Source organism: Streptomyces sp. NPDC006235, from assembly GCF_040613735.1.
Classification (GTDB): domain Bacteria; phylum Actinomycetota; class Actinomycetes; order Streptomycetales; family Streptomycetaceae; genus Streptomyces.
Genome location: NZ_JBEXSR010000005.1, coordinates 180,766 through 201,787, shown reverse-complemented (window position 1 = coordinate 201,787; position 21,022 = coordinate 180,766). Strand labels below are relative to the sequence as shown.

General features: G+C 71.3%; 20 protein-coding genes and 1 pseudogene. 6 read left to right on the top strand and 15 right to left on the bottom strand.

The genetic code is table 11. The annotated features are described in order from the left end of the window. Window positions 1-23: 23 nt before the first annotated feature. The 3 genes from rocD to ABZ192_RS08480 form a co-directional block, all read right to left on the bottom strand. Window positions 24-1,277 (bottom strand): ornithine--oxo-acid transaminase, encoded by a 1,254-nt coding sequence (gene rocD, locus ABZ192_RS08490; protein ID WP_356923759.1) that lies wholly within the window; start codon window positions 1,275-1,277, stop codon window positions 24-26. Then, window positions 1,274-2,095 carry a dimethylargininase gene (gene ddaH, locus ABZ192_RS08485; protein WP_356923758.1) on the bottom strand — a complete coding sequence of 274 codons (822 nt, stop codon included), beginning with the start codon at window positions 2,093-2,095 and terminating at the stop codon, window positions 1,274-1,276. The genes rocD and ddaH overlap by 4 nt, the downstream gene beginning before the upstream one ends. 126 nt (window positions 2,096-2,221) lie before the next feature. After that, a complete protein-coding gene (locus tag ABZ192_RS08480; protein ID WP_356923757.1) occupies window positions 2,222-2,737 on the bottom strand; it encodes an Lrp/AsnC family transcriptional regulator in 516 nt (171 codons plus the stop codon). 114 nt (window positions 2,738-2,851) lie between these two features. Here ABZ192_RS08480 and ABZ192_RS08475 point away from each other — a divergent pair, with 114 nt between their 5' ends. Genes ABZ192_RS08475 through ABZ192_RS08460 form a run of 4 tightly spaced genes read left to right on the top strand, consistent with a single transcriptional unit; the run spans window position 2,852 to window position 6,874 of the window. Next, window positions 2,852-3,601 (top strand): LytTR family DNA-binding domain-containing protein, encoded by a 750-nt coding sequence (locus ABZ192_RS08475; RefSeq protein ID WP_356923756.1) that lies wholly within the window; start codon window positions 2,852-2,854, stop codon window positions 3,599-3,601. Between the two features lie 2 nt (window positions 3,602-3,603). Further along, a complete protein-coding gene (locus ABZ192_RS08470) occupies window positions 3,604-3,963 on the top strand; it encodes a hypothetical protein (protein WP_356923906.1) in 360 nt (119 codons plus the stop codon). After that, a complete protein-coding gene (locus tag ABZ192_RS08465) occupies window positions 3,960-5,672 on the top strand; it encodes a cation acetate symporter (protein WP_356923755.1) in 1,713 nt (570 codons plus the stop codon). The genes ABZ192_RS08470 and ABZ192_RS08465 overlap by 4 nt, the downstream gene beginning before the upstream one ends. Beyond that, window positions 5,669-6,874 carry a histidine kinase gene (locus ABZ192_RS08460; RefSeq protein WP_356923754.1) on the top strand — a complete coding sequence of 402 codons (1,206 nt, stop codon included), beginning with the start codon at window positions 5,669-5,671 and terminating at the stop codon, window positions 6,872-6,874. Before ABZ192_RS08465 ends, ABZ192_RS08460 begins: the two co-directional genes overlap by 4 nt. A 3-nt stretch (window positions 6,875-6,877) precedes the next feature. On the opposite strand, the gene ABZ192_RS08455 is transcribed toward ABZ192_RS08460, so the two are convergent. From ABZ192_RS08455 to ABZ192_RS08425, 7 genes are all read right to left on the bottom strand, one after another. After that, a complete protein-coding gene (locus tag ABZ192_RS08455; RefSeq protein ID WP_356923753.1) occupies window positions 6,878-7,057 on the bottom strand; it encodes a hypothetical protein in 180 nt (59 codons plus the stop codon). Window positions 7,058-7,070: 13 nt separating this feature from the next. Beyond that, window positions 7,071-8,900, bottom strand: coding sequence for a protein kinase (locus ABZ192_RS08450; protein WP_356923752.1), 1,830 nt, complete (start codon window positions 8,898-8,900; stop codon window positions 7,071-7,073). 43 nt (window positions 8,901-8,943) lie between these two features. After that, a complete protein-coding gene (locus tag ABZ192_RS08445) occupies window positions 8,944-10,170 on the bottom strand; it encodes a DUF6777 domain-containing protein (protein WP_356923751.1) in 1,227 nt (408 codons plus the stop codon). Between the two features lie 204 nt (window positions 10,171-10,374). Further along, window positions 10,375-11,325 carry a cytochrome c oxidase assembly protein gene (locus ABZ192_RS08440; protein WP_356923750.1) on the bottom strand — a complete coding sequence of 317 codons (951 nt, stop codon included), beginning with the start codon at window positions 11,323-11,325 and terminating at the stop codon, window positions 10,375-10,377. 188 nt (window positions 11,326-11,513) lie between these two features. Then, window positions 11,514-12,539, bottom strand: a complete 1,026-nt coding sequence (locus ABZ192_RS08435; RefSeq protein ID WP_150479445.1) for a 6-phosphofructokinase — start codon at window positions 12,537-12,539, stop codon at window positions 11,514-11,516. A 195-nt stretch (window positions 12,540-12,734) separates the two neighbouring features. Continuing rightward, window positions 12,735-13,463: a glutamine amidotransferase gene (locus ABZ192_RS08430; protein ID WP_356923749.1), complete on the bottom strand. Its 729-nt coding sequence runs from the start codon at window positions 13,461-13,463 to the stop codon at window positions 12,735-12,737. A 23-nt stretch (window positions 13,464-13,486) separates the two neighbouring features. Further along, window positions 13,487-14,725 carry a MurT ligase domain-containing protein gene (locus ABZ192_RS08425; protein WP_086558789.1) on the bottom strand — a complete coding sequence of 413 codons (1,239 nt, stop codon included), beginning with the start codon at window positions 14,723-14,725 and terminating at the stop codon, window positions 13,487-13,489. 159 nt (window positions 14,726-14,884) lie between these two features. Here ABZ192_RS08425 and def point away from each other — a divergent pair, with 159 nt between their 5' ends. Beyond that, complete coding sequence (gene def, locus ABZ192_RS08420; RefSeq protein ID WP_356923748.1) at window positions 14,885-15,433, top strand: peptide deformylase; 549 nt, start codon at window positions 14,885-14,887, stop codon at window positions 15,431-15,433. A 60-nt stretch (window positions 15,434-15,493) separates the two neighbouring features. On the opposite strand, the gene ABZ192_RS08415 is transcribed toward def, so the two are convergent. Next, window positions 15,494-16,138: a TetR family transcriptional regulator gene (locus ABZ192_RS08415; protein WP_356923747.1), complete on the bottom strand. Its 645-nt coding sequence runs from the start codon at window positions 16,136-16,138 to the stop codon at window positions 15,494-15,496. 172 nt (window positions 16,139-16,310) lie between these two features. On the opposite strand from ABZ192_RS08415, the gene ABZ192_RS08410 reads away from it, so the two are divergent. Then, a complete protein-coding gene (locus tag ABZ192_RS08410) occupies window positions 16,311-17,537 on the top strand; it encodes an acyl-CoA dehydrogenase family protein (RefSeq protein ID WP_356923746.1) in 1,227 nt (408 codons plus the stop codon). A 37-nt stretch (window positions 17,538-17,574) separates the two neighbouring features. Here the strand turns inward: ABZ192_RS08410 and ABZ192_RS08405 are convergent, their stop codons facing one another. The 4 genes and pseudogenes from ABZ192_RS08405 to ABZ192_RS08390 all read right to left on the bottom strand — a co-directional run bounded on the left by ABZ192_RS08405 (window position 17,575) and on the right by ABZ192_RS08390 (window position 21,003). Beyond that, window positions 17,575-18,096 carry a cupin domain-containing protein gene (locus ABZ192_RS08405; protein WP_356923745.1) on the bottom strand — a complete coding sequence of 174 codons (522 nt, stop codon included), beginning with the start codon at window positions 18,094-18,096 and terminating at the stop codon, window positions 17,575-17,577. 7 nt (window positions 18,097-18,103) lie between these two features. Further along, a pseudogene (locus ABZ192_RS08400) lies at window positions 18,104-19,010 on the bottom strand (cytochrome P450). A gap of 345 nt (window positions 19,011-19,355) precedes the next feature. Then, window positions 19,356-19,592 carry a DUF6213 family protein gene (locus ABZ192_RS08395; protein WP_059417701.1) on the bottom strand — a complete coding sequence of 79 codons (237 nt, stop codon included), beginning with the start codon at window positions 19,590-19,592 and terminating at the stop codon, window positions 19,356-19,358. Between the two features lie 25 nt (window positions 19,593-19,617). Continuing rightward, window positions 19,618-21,003 (bottom strand): NADP-dependent succinic semialdehyde dehydrogenase, encoded by a 1,386-nt coding sequence (locus ABZ192_RS08390; protein ID WP_356923744.1) that lies wholly within the window; start codon window positions 21,001-21,003, stop codon window positions 19,618-19,620. Window positions 21,004-21,022: the final 19 nt, after the last annotated feature.

Here is a 21,022-nt window from a genome sequence, read left to right as displayed (position 1 = left end):
CTCCGCCGTAACCTGCCGTCCTCTTACCGCAGCACCTTCTCCAGCGTTCCCAGCGCCCCTTCAAGCTCCTCGCCCGTGATCGTGAGCGGCGGGGCCAGGCGGATCGTGGAGCCGTGGGTGTCCTTGACCAGGATTCCCTCGCGCATGAGGCGTTCGCTGATCTCGCGGCCCGTGCCGAGCGCGGGATCGATGTCGACGCCCGCCCACAGGCCCCGCGAGCGGAAGCCGACGACGCCCTTGCCGACCAGTCCCGTCAGACCGTCCCGCAGCACCGCGCCCAGCTCGGTCGCGCGGCGCTGGAACTCGCCCGTCTCCAGCAGCTCGACCACCGCCGTGCCGACCGCGGCCGCCAGCGGGTTGCCGCCGAAGGTCGACCCGTGCTCCCCGGGCTGCAGCACCCCGAGCACCTCCCGCCGGGCGACCACCGCGGACACCGGCACGATGCCGCCGCCCAGCGCCTTGCCCAGCAGCACCACGTCCGGCACGACCGACTCGTGCTCGACCGCCAGCGTGCTGCCCGTACGGCCGAGCCCGGACTGGATCTCGTCCGCGATGAACAGGCAGCCCTTGCGGCGGGTGAGCTCCCGCACGCCGGCCAGATAGCCGTCGTCCGGGATGATCACGCCCGCCTCGCCCTGGATCGGCTCGATCAGCACCGCCGCCGTCGTCTCGTCGACCGCCGCCTCCAGCGCGGCCAGGTCGTTGTACGGCACGATCCGGAAGCCCGGCGTGAAGGGCCCGAAGCCCGCCCGGGCGGTCTCGTCCGTGGAGAAGCTGACGATCGTCGTCGTACGGCCGTGGAAGTTGTCCGCCGCGACCACGATCGTGGCCCGGTCGGCCGGGACGCCCTTGACGTCGTAGGCCCACTTGCGGGCCACCTTCACCCCGCTCTCCACCGCCTCCGCACCGGTGTTCATGGGCAGCACCATGTCCATCCCGGTCAGCGCCGCCAGCCGCTCCGCGAACTGCGCGAGCCGGTCGTTGTGGAAGGCCCGCGAGGTCAGGGTCAGCCGGTCGAGCTGGCGGTGGGCCGCCTCGATCAGCGCCGGGTGCCGGTGGCCGAAGTTGAGCGCCGAGTAGCCGGCCAGCATGTCGAGGTAGCGCCGCCCCTCCACGTCCTCCACCCAGGTGCCCTCGGCACGGGCGACGACCACGGGCAGCGGATGGTAATTGTGCGCGAGGACCGGCTCCTCCGCGCGGATGAGCTCCTGCGAGCCACGGGTCTCCAGCGAGCCACGGCTCTCCTGCGGGTCCTCGGTGCGGACGGGTGCGGTCATGAGCGGGTCTCCCGGATCTCCTGGGTGCAGCACTTGATGCCGCCACCGGCCTTCTGGAACTCGGACAGGTCGACGGGGACGGGGACGTAGCCACGGTCGGCGAGCCGGCCGGCCAGGGCCGTCGCCCCTGGTGAGATGAACACGTGCCGCCCGTCGGAGACGGAGTTGAGGCCGAACGCCATCGCGTCCGCGCGGGTGGCGAGCACCGCGTCCGGGTACAGCCGGGCCAGCACCTCGCGGCTGCCCGGCGAGAACGCCTCGGGGTAGTAGGCGATGGTGTCGTCGTCGAGGACGAACAGCGCCGTGTCGAGGTGGTAGAAGTACGGATCCACCAGCGTCAGGCTGATCACCGGCATCCCCAAGTACTCCTGCACCTCGCTGTGCGCCTCCCGGGTCGTACGGAAGCCCGTCCCGGCCAGGATCCAGCGGCCGGCGGGCACCAGGTCGCCCTCGCCCTCGCACACCGACTCGGGGTGGTAGACCTCGTAGCCCTCCGACTTGAACCACGCCTCGTAGGGCACGGACTCGGGGCGGCGCTCGGGCGCGTGGAAGAGGGAGCCGAAGACGCGGCCGTCGACGACGACCGCCGCGTTCGCGGCGAAGACCATGTCGGGCAGACCGGGAACGGGTTTCACAGTGTCCACGGTATGGCCGTGGGCACGATAGGTGTCGACCAGCGCCTGCCACTGGTCCAGGGCGCGGATGACGTCGACGGGTTCGTCGGGATGCATCCACGGGTTGATCGCGTACTGCACGGCGAAGTGTCTGGGTTCGCAGACGAGGTAGCGCCGCCGGCGCGGCACACGGGAGTCGGGCACAGAGGGGTCCCTCCGCTTCCTCACGGTGTGTGACTGGGGGTTGACACAACGGTAGGAACTGACGGAGGTGGCCGACAAGGAACAAAGGTTGCGCGTCCACGCAGGAACGCTGCGTCTTGAGGCCGGTCAGCGCACGTCTGCTGCGCCGCCCGGGACCGCCTCCGGCGCCGGCTGGCTGGCGCCCGCCTCCGGGCTCTCGGGGAGCAGATGGGACAGCACCATCACACTGATCGTCTTCCGGATGAACGGCTCCTGGCGGATCCGCTCCAGCACCTCCTCGAAGTGCTCCACGTCCCGCGCCCGCACGTGCAGCAGTGCGTCCGCACCGCCCGTCACGGTCATCGCCGCGGTGATCTCCGGGTGGTTGCGCACCACCTCCGCGAGCCGCCGCGGCGGGGCGGCGCCCTCGCAGTACACCTCGACGTAGGCCTCGGTCCGCCAGCCCAGCGCCGACGGCTTCACCGTGGCCGTGAACCCGGTGATCACGCCCGTGTCCCGCAGCCGGTCGACCCGGCGCTTGACCGCCGTGGCCGACAGTCCGATCGCCGTGCCGATCTCGGCGAAGGACGTCCGGGCGTTCGCCATCAGTGCGGTGATGATCTTCCGGTCGAGTTCGTCGAACGGCGTGGACCTGCTGTTCATGCGGGCACTGTATCCACCGGCGTCCCGGCCGGCGCCCGGCCCGGGCACCTCACCCTGGGGCAACGTCCACCGGCACATGTCCAGACGTACCGATCGCCCCTACACTCCGGGTTCATGCTGCGCGCCCTCGCTGTCGACGACGAACGCCCCTCGCTGGAGGAACTGCTCTACCTGCTGCACGCGGACCCCCGCATCGGCAGCGCGGAGGGCGCCGGCGACGCGACCGAGGCGCTGCGCCGCATCAACCGGGCCCTGGAGTCCGGTCCGGGCGGTCCCGAGGCGATCGACGTCGTCTTCCTCGACATCCAGATGCCCGGCCTCGACGGCCTCGACCTGGCCCGGCTGCTCACCGGGTTCGCCCGGCCGCCGCTCGTCGTGTTCGTCACCGCCCACGAGGACTTCGCCGTCCAGGCCTTCGACCTCGAGGCCGTCGACTATGTCCTCAAGCCCGTCCGCAAGGAACGGCTCGCCGAGGCCGTACGACGTGCCGCCGAGCTCCGAGGCGCCGCGCCCCGCATCCCCGTGAGCGAGCCGGACCCCGACCACATACCCGTCGAGCTGGGTGGCGTGACCCGCTTCGTGGCCGTCGACGACATCACCCACGTCGAGGCGCAGGGCGACTACGCCCGGCTCCACACCGACAAGGGCAGCCACCTGGTCCGCATCCCGCTGTCCACGCTGGAGGAGCGCTGGCGCTCCCGCGGCTTCGTCCGCATCCACCGCCGCCACCTCGTCGCCCTGCGCCACATCGGCGAGCTCCGCCTCGACGCGGGCACCGTCAGCGTCCTGGTCGGCTCCGAGGAGCTCCAGGTAAGCCGGCGCCACACGCGCGAACTGCGCGACCTGCTCATGAGGAGGACGTGACGGTGCCCCAGGACCACACCGAGCGCCGCGTCGTCGTCACCGGCCCGCCCCGCCAGAACCGCAGGGCCTCCGGCTACTACCGCCCGCGCACCGAGATCGACGAGCAGACCACCCTCGGCCACACCTATGTCCGGTCCCTGATGCGCACCCAACTGCGCGCCGCCCTCACCGTCTTCGCGATCCTGGGGCTGCTCATCGGCCCGCTCCCGCTGCTCTTCGCGGCGATGCCCGACACCCGCCGCCTGGAGTGGGCCGTCCTCGGCTTCGGCCTCTACGCCCCGCTGGTCCTGCTCGCCCGCTGGTACGTCCGCCGGGCCGAACGCAACGAGCGCGACTTCGTACGCCTCGTCGAAGACCGATGAAGTCCAACTACGTCGTCCCCGCCGTCGCCCTGGTCGTCGTCGCGACGGTTCTCGTCGGCGCCTTCGGTCTGCGCATCTCCCGCACCACCTCCGACTTCTACGTCGCCTCCCGCACCGTCGGTCCCCGCCTCAACGCCGCCGCCATCAGCGGTGAGTACCTCTCCGCCGCCTCCTTCCTGGGCATAGCGGGCCTCGTCCTGGTCCAAGGCCCCGACATGCTCTGGTACCCGGTCGGCTACACCGCCGGCTACCTGGTCCTGCTCCTCTTCGTCGCCGCCCCGTTGCGCCGCTCCGGCGCCTACACGCTCCCCGACTTCGCCGAGGCCCGCCTCGCCTCCCAGGCCGTGCGGCGGCTGGCCGGAGCCTTCGTCGTCGGCGTCGGCTGGCTGTATCTGCTGCCCCAGCTCCAGGGGGCCGGCCTGACCCTGACCGTGCTGACCGGGGCGCCCGACTGGGTCGGCGGAGTGATCGTCGCCGTCGTCGTGACCGCCACCGTTGCCGCCGGCGGCATGCGCAGCATCACCTTCGTCCAGGCCTTCCAGTACTGGCTGAAACTCACCGCCCTGCTCGTCCCCGCCCTGTTCCTGGTCCTGGCCTGGCAGAACGACGGAGCCCCCCGTCACGCCTTCGACGAACCGGCCACCTTCCGCGAGCAGCGCGTCGTCCGCGTCGGCGACAGCATCGACCTGAAACTGGACCGGCCGCTCACCGTCACGGTGACCGGCACCGTGGACGGCCGCACCCACACCGGCACCCGCCTCGAACTCCCCGCCGGCACCCACCGCGTCGAACGCGGCACCCGGCTCACCTTCGCCGAGGGAGCGGCCGTCCCAGAGGCGCAGCGCAGCGGCGGCGGCGACCTGTCGCCCGCACAGGCCGAGAGCCGCGAGGAACGCCCGCTGTACGCCACGTACGGGCTGATCCTCGCCACGTTCTTCGGCACCATGGGCCTGCCGCACGTCGTGGTCCGCTTCTACACCAGCCCGCACGGCGTCGCCGCCCGCCGCACCACCGTCGCGGTCCTCGGACTGATCGGCGCCTTCTACCTCCTGCCACCCGTCTACGGCGCACTCGGCCGCCTCTACGCCCCCGAACTGACCCTCACCGGCGACACGGACGCGGCCGTCCTGCTCCTGCCCGAGCGCATCATCGGGGGAGTGGGCGGCGATCTGCTGGGCGCGCTGGTGGCGGGAGGCGCCTTCGCCGCGTTCCTGTCCACGGCCTCCGGGCTCACCATGGCGGTCGCGGGCGTGCTCACCCAGGACGTCCTGCCCGCGCGGGGCGTACGGCACTTCCGGCTCGGGACCGTGCTCGCGATGGCCATGCCCCTCGCGGCGAGCGTCCTGGTCGGAGGGCTCCCGGTCGCCGACGCGGTGGGGCTCGCCTTCGCCGTGTCCGCGTCGTCGTTCTGTCCGCTGCTCGTCCTCGGCATCTGGTGGCGGCGGCTCACCCCGCCCGGCGCGGCCGCCGGCATGCTGGTCGGCGGCGGCTCGGCCCTGCTCGCCGTCGCCGCGACCATGGCGGGCTACCCGGGCGAGGGCGCGCTGCACGCCCTGCTCGCCTGGCCCGCGCTCTGGTCGGTGCCGCTGAGCTTCCTCACCATGATCTTGGTGTCCCTGGCCACCCCAGGCCGGGTCCCGCCGGGCACGGCGGCGGTCCTGGCCCGCTTCCACCTGCCCGAGGAACTGCGCACGGAGGTGACGGCATGAGCGGATTCCTGGCCGGTCTGTGCGTCGCCGTGCTCCCGGTGCTGGCCCTGGGCGTCTGGCTCGGCCGGCGCACGGCACGCCCCCAGAGCCTCGGCGGCCTGGGCACCCCCGTCGAACACGCCACCTTCGAGACTCTGCACACCGCCACCCTCGCCGCACCCCCGCTGCGGGCCGGGCTGACGGAGGAGACCGCCCGCAAGTCCGCCCGCAAACTGCGCTCCCTGCTCGGCACGGACGCCCTGTGCCTGACCGACCGCGAACAGGTCCTGGTCTGGGACGGCGACGGCGCCCACCACCGCACCGAGATCATGGAGCGGCTCGCCGGGCCTCTGGAGACCGGCCGCGGCGAGGCCTTCCAGCTGACCTGCGACCTCCTCGACTGCCCGGTGCGCTGGGCGGTCGTCGCCCCGCTCACCGTCGACGACCGGGTGCACGGCGCCCTCGTGGCCTGCGCGCCCCGCGAGTCCGCGGTCCTCGTCCGGGCGGCCGGCGAGGTGGCCCGCTGGGTGTCCGTACAGCTGGAGCTCGCGGACCTGGACCAGTCCCGCACCCGTCTCATCGAGGCCGAGATCAAGGCGCTGCGGGCCCAGATATCCCCGCACTTCATCTTCAACTCGCTCGCGGTGATCGCCTCGTTCGTCCGCACCGACCCCGAGCGCGCCCGCGAACTGCTCCTGGAATTCGCCGACTTCACCCGATACTCGTTCCGCCGACACGGCGACTTCACCACCCTCGCCGACGAACTCCACGCCATCGACCACTACCTGGCGCTCGTGCGGGCACGCTTCGGCGACCGCCTCTCCGTCACCCTCCAGATCGCCCCGGAGGTGCTGCCCGTCGCCCTGCCCTTCCTGTGCCTCCAGCCGCTCGTCGAGAACGCCGTCAAACACGGCCTGGAGGGCAAGGCCGACAAGTGCCACATCCAGATCACGGCTCAGGACGCGGGCGCCGAGGCCCTGGTCGTGATCGAGGACGACGGCGCGGGCATGGACCCCGGCCTGCTCCGCCGTATCCTCGCCCGCGAGGTCAGCCCCTCGGGCGGCATAGGGCTCTCCAACGTCGACGACCGGCTCCGCCAGGTCTACGGCGACGACCACGGCCTCGTCATCGAGACCGCGACGGGCGCGGGCATGAAGATCACCGTCCGGCTCCCGAAGTACCAGCCGGGCGTGCATTCGGCCGGACGGCTGATCCCGGAGTGAGCCTCAGGTGCTCTTCGAGGTGACCACCATCCCGAGGGTGATCAGGCCCAGGACGACCCAGCCGAACCACAGCCAGCCGTTGCTGCCGAGCGCCACCGTGTAGGCCGTCACCAGGACGAGACCGCCGACGGTGACGACTCCCATGGTCTTCGTCGCGTTCGAACCGTTCGTGGAACCGGGCATCGCAACACCCTCCTCATGGTTCTTTTCCCCCCATGGTGCCCCCGTTCTGCCTCCTGACGGTGCAGACGGCGACATGAGTACCGGATTTCCAGGGTCCGTCACTGGTCCACGAACCGGCTTCGTAGACGGACGGGTCGAAGCCGTAGTCGCGCGGTGCCACGTCCCGGGCGCACGCCGCGTCCGACGAGGTCCGCGCCTCGGCGAGCGTCATATCGGCGCCCAGTCGGGTGAACCCGAGGACCTGCTGGTCGTACCGCCCGCCGCACGGCACCAGCCGCGCCTCCCGGTTCGAACGGACGTCCAGGCAGTCACGCTTCTGCATGGTCGCGGTGTCGGCGAATGCCGTACCGAACCTACGCCGCTCCCCGAGCGGCCCGTACAGCGGCCCGTGCGCGCCGAGCACCAGGCAGGCGGTGCGCCGCCCCGCCGCCTCGAACCCGGCGCCGGTCGGCACGACGGCGTGGCCGCGGACATCGGCGAGCCGCTCGCGCAGCTCGCGGGTCCGCTCCTCGCACCGGGTCGGCCCCAGCGTCCGCGCCTCCTCCGCCGAGGCCGCCTCGACGAACGCCACCACCTGCCCGTCGGGCACCTCGTCCCGGCAGGTCGGGTCCAGGGAGAGCCGGGGCGTGCCGACGAACCGGGCCCCGCCCGGCCAGTCGGCGAGCACACAGTCCCCGTCCGCCAGCGGCTTCCCCAGCCCGACAGCCTCGCCGTACGGCGCCGCCCTCCCGCCGCCCGGTGCCCGGTCGGCCAGCGCGTACCAGACGCCGCCGAGCCCGAGGAGCAGCCCGAGCCCGCAGGCGGCGACGGCCCGGAGGGCGGGGGAGCGCCGGCGCCGCCGTGCGCCGGGTGGGGCGACGCCGGGCGCCGGGACGACGGGACCGACTCCGCCCGGCCCGGGTGAGGGCACGGGCGGGGTCTCCCACGGGGACGGCGAGCCGGGGTCCGTCCGGGTCCGCTCGTACACCTCCGCATGGGGCGTGACGAGCGCCGACAGCCCGGCCTCCGCCTCCCGGGCGGTCATCCGCAGCTCCGGATCCTTTGCGAGCAGCCCGCGCAGCACGGGCTCCAGAGCCCCTGCCCCTACCGGGGGCAGCGGATCCTCCATGACCACGGCGGTGAGAGCGGCCAGATGCGACTCCCGTTCGAAGGGGCCGCGGCCCTCGACACCGAAGTACAGCGTGCAGCCCAGTGAGAACAGGTCGGCGGCCGGTGTCGGCGTACCGCCCGACGCCCGCTCCGGCGCCAGGTACCCCGCCGTGCCGACCAGCACGGACGCCATCGTGTACCGCGTCTCACCGGCGTCCGGCTGCACGGAGATGCCGTAGTCGGTGAGCAGCACCCGCCCGTACGGCGAGCCCGCGCGGTCCGGCGCGAGCAGGATGTTGGCCGGCTTCACGTCCCGGTGCATCACGCCCCGCTCGTGCCCCGCGGTCAGCGCGTCCAGTACGGCGAGACCGACGCGGGCGCAGTCGGCCGGGGCGAGCGGCCCGCGCCGGGTCACCAGCTCCCGCAGGTCCACGGCGCCCGTCACGTACTCCATGACGATCCACGGCAGCCCCTCGTGCTCCAGCACGTCGTGCACCGTGACGACGTGCGGGTGTCCGCGCAGCCCGGCCGCGTGCCGGGCCTCCGCCCGGGCCCGCGCGACCCGCGCCTCCCGCTCGTTTCCGGCCTCGGCCGGGTCGCGGAACACGATCTCCTTCAGCGCGACCTCGCAGACGAGTCTCTGGTCATGGGCGAGCCAGACGTGCCCCATGCCGCCGCTGCCGAGCCGGCGCAGCAGCAGATAACGGCCGGCGATGACCCGGCCCACTCCCGACGTCGGTGATCCTGAGGACATCCGGTGACTCCAGGGTTCTCCAGGGTTCGGCGGCGGTGCGGCGCTAGACGGTGGTGCTCGGGGCGGGTGGGGTGGACGCCGGAGCGCTGGACGCGGGCGGACTGCTCACCGGCGGCGGTGCGCTGCTCGAGACCGGTCCACCGGTGGGGGGCGAGCTGGTGACCTGCCGGGGAGGGGAGCTGGTGACCGGTGGTGGTGAGCTGGTCGCCGGGGGCGGCGCACTGCTCCGGGGCGCGGCGCTCGACGCGGGCGGTGGCACGGAGCTGGGCGGCGCCTTCGAGGGGGACGGACGGGACGGCGTCGGCCCGCTGGTCGTCGTGGGCCCGGTGCTCGTCGGAGGCCTGGAGCCGGCAGGGGGAGCGGACGACGTCGAGGGTGAAGGCGTCGCAGTGCCCGCCGTACCCGCCGTGCTCGGCTTACGCCCCTCCGTCCCCGACTCCGCCGCCACGGTCAGCGTCACCTGTGCCCCGAACCGCAGCTCGACCCCCGCGCCGGGGTCGGACGCGACCACGCGGGCATGCTCCGCGGGCGGCTCCGCACCCCTGAACGCGACCGCAAGCCCCGCATCGGCGAGCCGCCGGCGGGCCTCCCCGAGTGTGGTCCCGGCGACGCGCGGCACGGCCCGCCGCTCCGTCGCGTCGAAGCCGGCGTCGGCCTCACCGATCGTGCCGACGGGCCGCTCGATGCCCCGGCCGGGGTCCTGGACGTCGACGAGGGCGATGCGCTCCAGCTTCCGGGGAGCGGGCCGTACGACCACCACCTCGGCACGGTCGTACCCCTGCCACTTCTCGTTGCCGTCCCCGAACGTGACGGTTATCCGGCTCGTGTCGCCCTCGAAAGGTCGCAGCGGATTCCCGCACGAACATTTGACCGATGGAAGTCCGTGCTGGTCCACGAGAAGCGCGATTCCCGCCTGGAGCAGGGCGCGGAAGGGAACAGCCTTTCCCTTTTTGTAGTCGTGGTTCAGGGCGAGGGTGTCGTGACGCAGGAGAACCGGTGTGAGCCGGTCCAGATATCCCGGAATCTCGTTCTTGCGAAGGTCGAGGGCGGCCGCCCACACCCGTGCCCTGCGATCGTTGCGCGGTGCGGTGAGGAACCGCTTCAGCCGCTCGACATCACAGATCCCCGGTTGCTTCGTCCCGCCGTACAGCCCCGGCGTGTCCCCCTGCTGGAGGCCACCCGGCACGGCCCGCGACCGCACCCGGGCATCCCGGCCGAGCCCGCTGTCCTCGGCGAAGAAAGGCGCCAGGGACGGAACTCCCGCGGCCACGGCCTTCACCTCGGACAAAGACCCGCCCGAATCACACCCCCCGAGAGCCAGCAGAAAAGCGACCAGGACAGCGATCCTCCGCATCACCGCTCCCCCCTGCGGTTCCCCGACGCGTTTCATGCTACTGAAGGAAAATGCGCTTCAGTCGCGTTGTGGAGAAAGAGCAGAACGAGGAGGAACGGGCGATCCGGGGCGTGGGAAAAGTCAGTTCCCGCGTGCGTGCAGCGAGCTCAAATAGGCGTTGTACGCCTCGAGTTCCTTGTTCCCGTCGCGGTCGGCGGCCCGGTCCTCGCGCTTGGCCTGGCGCTGGTCCGAGGCGTACCACTGGAACAGCAGCGCGACCAGCACCAGCACGGACGGGATCTCGCTGAACGCCCAGGCGATGCCGCCCGCCGCGTTCTGGTCGGAGAGCGCCTCGATGCCGAGCGAGGCGGGCGGGTTCTTGAACGTCTCGACCATCGGCTGGGACGCCATCATCAGCGCGATCCCGAAGAACGCGTGGAACGGCATGCCCGCGAACAGCTCCAGCATCCGCATCAGATAGCCCGGCCGGTGCGGGCCCGGGTCCACGCCCATGATCGGCCAGAAGAACACCAGGCCCACGGCGAGGAAGTGCACCATCATGACGATGTGCCCCGTCGTGGAGCCCATCAGGAAGTCGAACAGCGGTGTGAAGTACAGCCCGTACAGGCTGGCGATGAACAGGGGGATCGTGAACGCCGGGTGGGTGACGATCCGCATGTAGTGGCTGTGCAGGAACATCAGCAGCAGCTCACGAAGCCCCTTGCGGCCCCGCCCCGCCGTCGGCAGCGCCCGCAGCGCCAGTGTGATCGGCGCCCCGAGCAGGATCAGGATCGGCGACACCATGCTGATCACCATGTGCTGCACCATGTGCACGCTGAACATGACCATGCCGTAGTCGTTCAGCCGGGTGCACATCATGAGCACGATGGTCAGCACGCCGATGACGAAGGCGAAGGTCCGCCCCACCGGCCACTTGTCCCCGCGCCGCACCAGCCGCACGACACCCCACCCGTACAGCGCCAGCCCGGCCAGGCAGGCGACGAGGAAGAACGGGTCGGCCGACCACTCCAGCCCTCGTCCCAGCGTGAACGGCGGCAGATCCATGGTCATGCCGTGCCCGCTGTGATCCATACCGCCGGCTCCTGTTTCGTGGGGGTGTGCAGCAAGTTGTCCGCCCCAAGAGTAGAACCGCCCCCGGTCGCCATGGCGACCGGGGGCGGAACGAGGTCCTCAGGGGCGCTGGGCGGTACCGTATGCGACTCTGCCGCGTGGGCGCGAGCAACCCACTCACAAGCCGCAGCCGGCCGGTTACAGGAACCTCAGAGAACGCACTCCGCCTCCGCGTACCGATCCTCCGGCACGGTCTTCAGCGTCTCCACGGCCTCGGCCAGCGACACCATCACGATGTCGGTGCCCCGCAGTGCGGTCATCTGCCCGAACTCGCCCCGGTGCACGGCCTCCACCGCGTGCCACCCGAACCGCGTGGCCAGCACCCGGTCGTACGCCGTGGGCGTCCCACCGCGCTGCACGTGCCCGAGGATCACCGGCCGGGCTTCCTTCCCCAGCCGCCCCTCCAGCTCGACGGACAGCTGACGGGCGATCCCGGCGAAGCGCTCGTGCCCGTAGATGTCCTTGCCCCCCTCGTCGAACTCCATGGTCCCGGCCCGGGGCTTGGCCCCCTCCGCCGCCACCACGATCGCGAAGCGCTTGCCCGCCTCGAACCGCTCGCCGACCCGCCGGGTCAGTTCCTCTATGTCGAAGGGGCGCTCGGGTACGACGATGGCGTGCGCGCCGGCCGCCATGCCGGAGTGCAGCGCGATCCAGCCGGTGTGCCGGCCCATGACCTCGACCACCAGAACCCGCTGGTGCGACTCGGCGGTGGTCTTCAGCCGGTCCAGAGCCTCGGTCGCCACCCCGACGGCCGTGTCGAAGCCGAACGTGACGTCCGTGACCGCGATGTCGTTGTCGATGGTCTTCGGCACACCCACGACGGGCAGACCGCTGTCCGACATCAGCCGCGCGGCCTTGAGCGTGCCTTCGCCGCCGATGGGGATGATCGCGTCGAGGCCGAGTTCCTCGACATGGCCCTTGGCCCGCTCCACACCGTCCCGCAGATGGGAGGGCTGGACCCGGGAGGACCCCAGAATCGTGCCGCCGCGGGCGAGGATGCCACCCACCGCGTCGAGGTCGAGCTTGAGGTAGTCGCACTCCAGAAGGCCCTTCCAGCCGTCCCGGAAGCCGATGACCTCGTCGCCGTGGTCGACGACGGCGCGGTGCACGACGGACCGGATGACGGCGTTCAGGCCGGGGCAGTCGCCGCCGGACGTGAGGACACCAATGCGCATAGCCCGAAAACCTTATCGACGTGGGCCGGGACCGGACCACGTTGTCCGGCTCGAATCCCCGCCACCCTAGCGGCATCGAGGGGCCGGACCGAAGCACGCGTCCGCCTGCTGGACGACCCCGCTCACCTGTGCGGATGGGCCGTCAGACGGGCTGTTGACCAGCAGGTTGACGCGTGCTGTACGCACGCTGTCGGTCTAGGCGGGCTGCTGGGCAGCCGCGATGCGCTCGTTGCGCAGTGCCTCGTACCAGCGGTCGTCGGTCGGCGGCAGCGCGTTGACGTCGAGGGCCAGCTTCAGCAGCAGGTCCGCGATCAGCGGGTTGCGTGCCAGCACCGGGCCGTGCATGTACGTGCCGAATACGGTGTCGTTGAACGCGCCCTCCGTGCCGTCGCCCGTGCCGTTGCCGTTGCCGAAGCGGACCCGGGCGAGCGGGCGGGCGGTGGGGCCGAGGTGGGTGACGCCCTGGTGGTTCTCGAAGCCGGTCAGCGGGGGCAGGCCGAGGCGCGGGTCGATGTCGCCCAGCACGTCGCCGACGCACCGCTCGCCCTCGCCGCGTACGGACACCACGTCCAGCAGGCCCAGGCCGGGTTCGCGCTGCCCGAGGTCGTTGATGAACTCGTGGCCGAGGATCTGGTAGCCGGCGCACACGGAGAACACGATGGCGCCGTTCTCCACGGCCCGGGTCAGTCCGCCGTCCCGGCGCAGCCGCTCGGCCGCGAGCCGCTGGGGACGGTCCTCGCCGCCGCCGATCAGGTAGATGTCGCCGGAGGTCGGGATCGCCTGGTCGCTGCGCACGTCCAGCCGCGCCACGTCCAGGCCGCGCTGCTGGGCCCGGCGCTGCACGACGAGGACGTTGCCCTGGTCGCCGTAGGTGCTGAGCAGGTCGGGATAGATCCAGACGATGCGCAGTTGGTTGTCGCTCACAAAAGTCCCCTGACGTCTCGTGCTCAGTTGCCGACCCGGCGGCGCAGGTCCTGGAACGCCGTGTAGTTCGCGATGACCTCGATCCGTCCCGGCGGGCACGCCGCCACGGCCTGGTCGAGGTTCTCGTACACCTGGAAGTGCTGGTCGGCGACTTCCAGGCGCACCGCGAGGTCCAGCCGCCGGTCGCCGACGACGCAGATCGGGTGGCCGGTCAGGCGCGTGTAGTCGACGTCCCACAGCCAGGAGGTGTCGGTGCCGTCGGCGGAGCGCGCGTTCACGGACAGGATGACCGGGGCGGGCGGCGGGTCGATCAGGGAGAACGTCTCCAGCCAGCCGGCCGGGTTCTTCGCGAGGAGGAGCCTGAGGTCACGGCCCTGGAACTGGACGACGTCGTACCGGCCGGCCACCGCCTGCACCTGGTACATGCGCTCCAGCGCGACCTGCGGCGGCACGCCGAACACGGCGGCGACGGCGGCCGAGGAGGCGGCGTTGGCCTTGTTGGCGCGGCCGGGCAGCTGGAGGTGGATCGGCCACGCGGAGCCGTGCGGGTCCAGGACGTGGTCGCCGGAGAGCGCCCAGCTCGGCGTCGGACGGCGGAAGCCGCACTCACCGCAGTACCAGTCGTCGCCCGGGCGCTGCATCACGCCACCGCACGACGGGCAGGACCAGGCGTCGTCCTTCCACATCTGCCCGGCGGCGACCCAGATCACATTGGGGGAGGAGGACGCCGCCCACACCACCAGCGGGTCGTCGCAGTTGGCCACCACCACGGCCTTGGATCCGGCGAGCCCCTCCCGCCAGTTCTCGGCGAGCATGCGGGTCTCGGCGGCGCGGTCGAGCTGGTCGCGGGAGAGGTTGAGCAGGGCGATGCACTTCGGCGCTGTGTCCCGGGCGACGCCGGCGAGGTACTTCTCGTCGACCTCGATCACGCCGTACCGGGCGTCCGAGCTGCCCGCGAGCGCCGAGGTGATGCCGGCCGGCATGTTGGCGCCGAGCGCGTTGGAGACGACCGGTCCCGCCGCGCGCAGGGCCTCGGCGATGAGCCGGGTGGTCGTGGTCTTGCCGTTCGTCGCCGAGACCAGGATCACGTCCAGGTTCTGCGCGAGCCGGGCGAGGAGGTCGGGGTCGAGCTTGAGCGCCACCCGGCCGCCGATCACCGAACCGCTGCCGCGTCCCGCGGCGCGGGATGCCGCCGCGACCGCCTTGCCCGCGGTCACGGCCAGCTTGGCCCGCGGCGAGAGCGGGTCCGAGTTGCCTGCCATCAGTTCTCGATCCTCCTTGCGTACGCGCCGCGCTTTGAAGCCTGACGGCCACGTGGTGTGGACCTCAGCCTATCGAGATCCATTAGCACTCCCGAACCGAGGCACTGTGGTGAACTCGTGTGGGAGGCGCGGAGTGACAGGGACCTTACTCTTGCCGCCATGCGAAAGAGCCCCATCCCCGGCGCCCACGGCCACGTGAGACGCCTCACCCTGCACGGAGACCCGCTCCTGCACACACGCTGTGCGGAGGTCACCGAGTTCGGCCCCGAACTGGCCCGCCTCGTGGAGGACTTGTTCGCAACCATGTACGCGGCCCAGGGCGTCGGCCTCGCCGCCAACCAGATCGGCGAGCCGCTGCGGGTCTTCGTCTACGACTGCCCCGACGACGAGGACGTCCGGCACCTGGGCCATGTCGTCAACCCGCGCCTGGTCGAGGCGGACGGAGTGGTGATCCGGGGACCGGAGGGCTGCCTGTCCCTACCGGGCCTGGAAGCGGCCACGGAACGTTACGACCACACGGTGATCGAGGGCTTCACGATGACCGGCGCCCCGATCACGGTCCACGGCACGGGCTTCTTCGCCCGCTGCCTGCAACACGAGTACGACCACTTGGAGGGCCGCATCTACGCGGACCACCTCAGCGGCTGGCGCCACCGCAAACTGATGCGCAAGGTGGCCCGGGCTTCATGGCGCCGAGTGGGTGAGTAACCCAGGGGCGCGGGGAACTGCGCGACCAGCCCCCACCGGCCCGCACGCAACGGACGACGGTCAGAACCCCGGACCCCCCACCCGATCCCCCGCAGCCGCAAGCCGCCCCCACAGCAGATCAGCCAGACTCCGCACCAACTGGGCACGAGAACAAGGCCGTTCCCCCAACCACCAGTCCCCGGCGGCATGCATCATGCCGACAATCCCGTGTCCCCACACCCGCGCCAGCTGCTGCCCGCCCGGCCCGAGATCCAGCCGCTCCTCGATGACCTGGGCGAGTTCCTCCCCCATCCGCCGCAGCAACGGCGCACTGTGCTTGCCGACATCGAACCCCGGATCCCCCGGCTGGCCCCCCTCCGCCGGATGCATCAGGAACCGGTACACCTGAGGCCGCGCCTCGATCGCCGCGAGGTACGTGTCCAGCGTCGCCTCGACCCGCTCCCGCCTCTCCGCCGGCGCGTCCAGCGCCGCCCGCAGCGAATCCAGCAGGGCGTCGGTGTGCCGTTTGGCAAGGGCCGCGTAAAGTCCGCCCTTGTCACCGAAGTGCCGGTACAGAATCGGCTTGGTGATACCCGCTTCCGCGGCGATCGCGTTCATCGAGGCCTGCGGGCCGTCGCGCAGCACCACTCGGTCGGCGGCTTCCAGCAGCTCACGCCGACGGCGGTCGGCGGACCGTTGCTGATCGGTCCGCTGCGTGGTGTCCATGTGCTCTCCCCACCCGTGCTGTTTCGATGACGCCTGCGCAAACTAACACTCAACGATGCCCCGGACATCGAAAGGGTGCCGACCGGTCGGTAGGAGTTGACGTGGACTACCCACCGGTAACAGACTGGTGTTACCGCAAGTAACATGCATGTGTGCCGCTGGAGGGGACGACATGGCCGAGTTCACCATGGAGCTCAACGACGAACAGAAGGAGGTCCGGGACTGGCTGCACGGCTTCGCGGCCGATGTGATCCGCCCCGCGGCCGCTGAATGGGACGAGCGTGAGGAGACTCCCTGGCCGGTCATCCAGGAGGCCGCCAAGGTCGGCATCTACTCCCTGGACTTCTACGCCCAGCAGTACTTCGACCCCACCGGCCTTGGTATCCCCATGGCGATGGAGGAGCTGTTCTGGGGCGACGCGGGCATAGCCCTGTCCATCGTCGGCACGGGTCTGGCCGCCGTCGGCGTCCTCGCCAACGGCACCGAGGAGCAGATCGGCACCTGGATCCCGCAGATGTACGGCGACGCCAACGATGTCAAGGTCGCCGCCTTCTGCTCCTCCGAGCCCGACGCCGGCTCCGACGTGGCCTCCATGCGCACCCGGGCCGTGTACGACGAGGCCAAGGACGAGTGGGTGCTCAACGGCACCAAGACCTGGGCGACCAACGGCGGCATCGCCAACGTCCATGTCGTGGTCGCGGTCGTCGACGCCGAGCTCGGCTCCAAGGGACACGCCTCCTTCATCATCCCGCCGGGCACCGAGGGCCTGTCCCAGGGGCAGAAGTTCAAGAAGCACGGCATCCGCGCCTCGCACACCGCCGAGGTCATCCTGGACAACGTGCGCGTCCCCGGCTCCTGCCTGCTCGGCGGCAAGGAGAAGCTGGACGAGCGGCTCGCCCGGGCGCGGGAGAAGGCCAAGCAGGGCGGGGAGCGCGTGAAGAACGCGGCGATGGCCACGTTCGAGGCGTCCCGCCCGGCGGTCGGCGCCATGGCGGTCGGCACCGCCCGGGCCGCGTACGAGGTCGCCCTCGACTACGCCAGGACCCGGGAGCAGTTCGGGCGGCCGATCATCGACAACCAGGGCGTGGCCTTCCAGCTCGCGGACATGCGCACGTCCATCGACGCGGCCCGGCTCCTCGTCTGGCGCGCCTCCTGGATGGCCGTCAACGGCAAGCCGTTCACGGCGGCCGAGGGTTCGATGTCCAAGCTGTTCGCGAGCGAGACGGCCAAGAAGGTCACGGCCCAGGCGGTCCAGATCCTCGGCGGCAACGGCTACACGCGGGAGTACCCGGTGGAGCGGATGCACCGGGACGCCGCGATCTACACGATCTTCGAAGGCACCAGCGAGATCCAGCGCCTGGTGATCGCGCGGACGCTGTCGGGCATGACGATCCGGTAACCGGTCCGGTAGCCCGGACCGGGCTACCGGACCGGGATCACCGGTGCCGGAGCGGGGTCAGTTGCTCGATGTCGTACCTCGCCCGCAGCTCCTCGATCGCCGCGTGGTCCGGCGGGCCGCCGTGACCGAGGATCTCCAGCAGTTCCTCGAAGTAGCGCTCGTGATCCGGCGGAGGGCTCGCCTGGAAGAACATCTTCGCGGGCTCGTCCGTCGGGTTGGTGAACGCGTGCGGGCACCCCGGGGGTACGACGATCACCGTTCCCGGAGTCGCCCGCACCACCCGGTTGCCCGAAGCCGACTCCCACGGCCGCCAGTTGTCGGGGGTGCGGACCCGCGGTTCGAACGCGAGGACGTCCAGCTCGCCTTCGAGCACGTAGAACAACTCCTCGCTGCGCGTGTGCACATGGGCGCCGACGTCGAATCCCGGGTGCACGACCACCTCGAAGGTGGAGGCCATGCGGGAGTGCGAGCCGGTCACCTTGAAGGTCACGTGCTGGGCGGGAGCCGCCACGACCCGGCCCTGGCCCGGCGGTACGAGCAGTCCTTCCGTCGCCGTCATCGCCGGCTCACCACGTCACGGGCAGGGCCTCGGGACCGCGGATCAGCGCGCCCTTCTTGAACGGCACCTCCTCGGCGGGGACCGCGAGCCGCAGTCCGGGCACGCCGTCGAGGAGCGCGTCGATCAGCAGCTCCGACTCCAGCCTGGCCAGCATGCCGCCGGGGCAGTAGTGCGGGCCGAAGCCGAAGGACACGTGCGGGTTCCGGTTCCGGCCGAAGTCGATCGTCTCCGGGTCGGGGAACACGTCCGGGTCGCGGTTCGCGGCCAGGTACGACACGTAGATCGCGTCCCCCGCCAGGATCCGGACGCCGCTGATCTCCGCGTCCTCCAGGGCGATCCGCGACGCACCGACCGCGTGCGGTGGGGGATCCAGCGCAGCAGTTCGTCGATGGCGCGCGGGCGGATCTCCGGCTCGCTGGCCGCTGTTGTTGGTGACCGCCTCGCCGCCGATCTGGAGGAGCACCGCGAGGCCCACCGCCTCCCACAGCGTGATCTCGCCGAGGCCCACGGCGGCGCCGAGCAGGGACGTGACGTCCTCGCCCGTGCTGCCCTCGCGCAGCCCGATCAGGTCGGAGAAGTAGGCGCCCATCTCCTGCTTCGCCTTCTCGCTGACCTCGGCGCCGTGCGACGACGACACCCGCGCCACGGGCCGGGATGAAGTGCGGGGCCCGCCGGGTGACCTGCCGGTCCATGACGGCCTCGCGGCTGAAGCGCGGGTCGTTGGTCACCATGCGCACGTCGTCGTAGCGGGTGACCATCCAGGCCCAGCCCTTCCCGTTGGGCAGCTTGATCCGGGTGACCGGGCCCTCGTCCATCAGCTCGCGCAGGACCGGGTCGAAGTCCGCACCGGACAGGTCGAGCGCGGGCCACTCCCGGACCGGGGGCGGCGTTTCGGTGATCGTCTCTTCGCTCATCTCACTTCGCCTCGTCCGCGCTCCGCGTGGGGCAGCTATTGCGCGACGATCGCCACCGCGCTGCGGGAGCGGTACGGCTTCACCGAAGAGGCCTGCGCGTTCTTCGACTTCTTCGCGGAACCGTCGTCGGAGCTGGACGAGCTGGCGACGGCGGCGGTGCAGGCGGCTCTGAACGCCGGGCGCCTCGACGAGACACGAGCACACGCATACGGCCGCCTACTGCAGGTATACGAGGCGAACTTCTGGTCGACGCTGGGGCAGCTCACTTAGGGGCGCGGGGCTGTGTCGACTTGCGGCTCCGCCGCGTGGGCGCGACCAGCCACAACGCACCCGCAGCCGCCGCCGCTACGTCGCACCCCCACTGCTGTGCGCAATACAAGCCACATCAATACGGTCGGCCAACTTCGCCAGCTCGATCGTCAACGCGGCGACCGTGTCCTCGTCGAGCCCCGACTCCCCGGCCTCGACAAGCCGCACCCACCGACCACCCACCGTCCGCAACAGCTTGCTGACATCGGCCGCAGCCACCTGCAAGGTCCCGCGGTCGTCGACGATCAGAGGCAGAGTCACTTCGCGGTTCACAGACGGGATCGTAGCCCCGCAACACTCACGCACCGTGCCAAACGGTCGTGATGTTGCAGAACTCCCGGATTCCGTGCCCGGACAGCTCACGCCCGTACCCGGACCGCTTCACTCCACCGAACGGGAACGCCGGGTGGGAGGCCGTCATGCCGTTGACGTACACACCGCCCGCCTCCAGGTCCCGCACGAACCGGTCCACCTCGGCTTCGTCCCGCGTCCACACGTTCGAACTCAGTCCGAACGGCGAGTCGTTCGCGATCAGCACGGCCTCGTCCAGGTCGGCCGCCCGGTACAACGTCGCGACCGGACCGAACGCCTCCTCGCGGTGGATGCGCATCTCCCGGTCGATGCCGGCGAGGATGGTCGGCGCGTAGTACCAGCCCGGCCCGTCCGGTCGTTCGCCACCGCACAGAACCTCCGCACCGCCGCGCACCGCGTCGTCGACCAGCTCCTCAAGATCGCGCAGACCCTGCTCGCTGGAGAGCGGCCCGACCTCGGTGTCCTCGGCCATCGGGTCGCCGACCTTCAGTGCCTTCATGCCCTCGGCGAAACGCTCCGCGAAGGCGTCGTAGACGTCCGTGTGCACGATGAACCGCTTCGCGGCGATGCAGGACTGCCCGGTGTTCTGCACGCGCGCGGTCACCGCGACCTTCGCGGCCCGGTCGATGTCGGCGGAGGGCATGACGACGAACGGGTCGCTGCCGCCCAGCTCCAGCACCGTCTTCTTGATCATCTCCGAGGCGGTGGAGGCGACCGCGCGGCCCGCGGGCTCGCTGCCGGTGAGGGTGGCCGCCTTGACCCGCTCGTCGCGCAGGATGTCGTCGACCGCGGCGGAGCCGATCAGCAGCGTCTGGAAGCAGCCCTCCGTGAAGCCCGCGCGGTGGAACAGGTCCTCCAGGTAGAGGGCGGTCTGGGGGACGTTCGAGGCGTGCTTGAGCAGGCCCACGTTCCCCGCCATCAGGGCGGGCGCGGCGAAGCGGACCACCTGCCACAGCGGGAAGTTCCACGGCATGATCGCCAGCACCGGTCCCAGCGGCCGGTAGCGCACCCGCACGCGCGAGGCGCCCGAGTCCTTCACGTCGGTGTCGGAGGGCTCCTCGTCGGCGAGCAGCTCCTCGGCGTGGTCGGCGTACCAGCGCATCGCCTTGGCGCACTTCGCCGCCTCGGCCCGGGCCTGCTGGATCGGCTTGCCCATCTCGGTGGTCATCACCCGGGCGATGTCCTGCTGGTCCTCTTCGAGGAGGTCGGCGGCCTTCCTCATCAGCCGGGCGCGCTCGTCGAACGTCGTCGTCCGGTACGTGCGGAACGTGGCCTCCGCGAGCTGGAGCCGGCGCTCGATCTCCTCCTCGCCCATGGCCTCGTACGTCTTGAGCGTCTCGCCGTTCGCCGGGTTCACCGTTGCGATGGGCATGGCTGACCTCCCTCGGAGC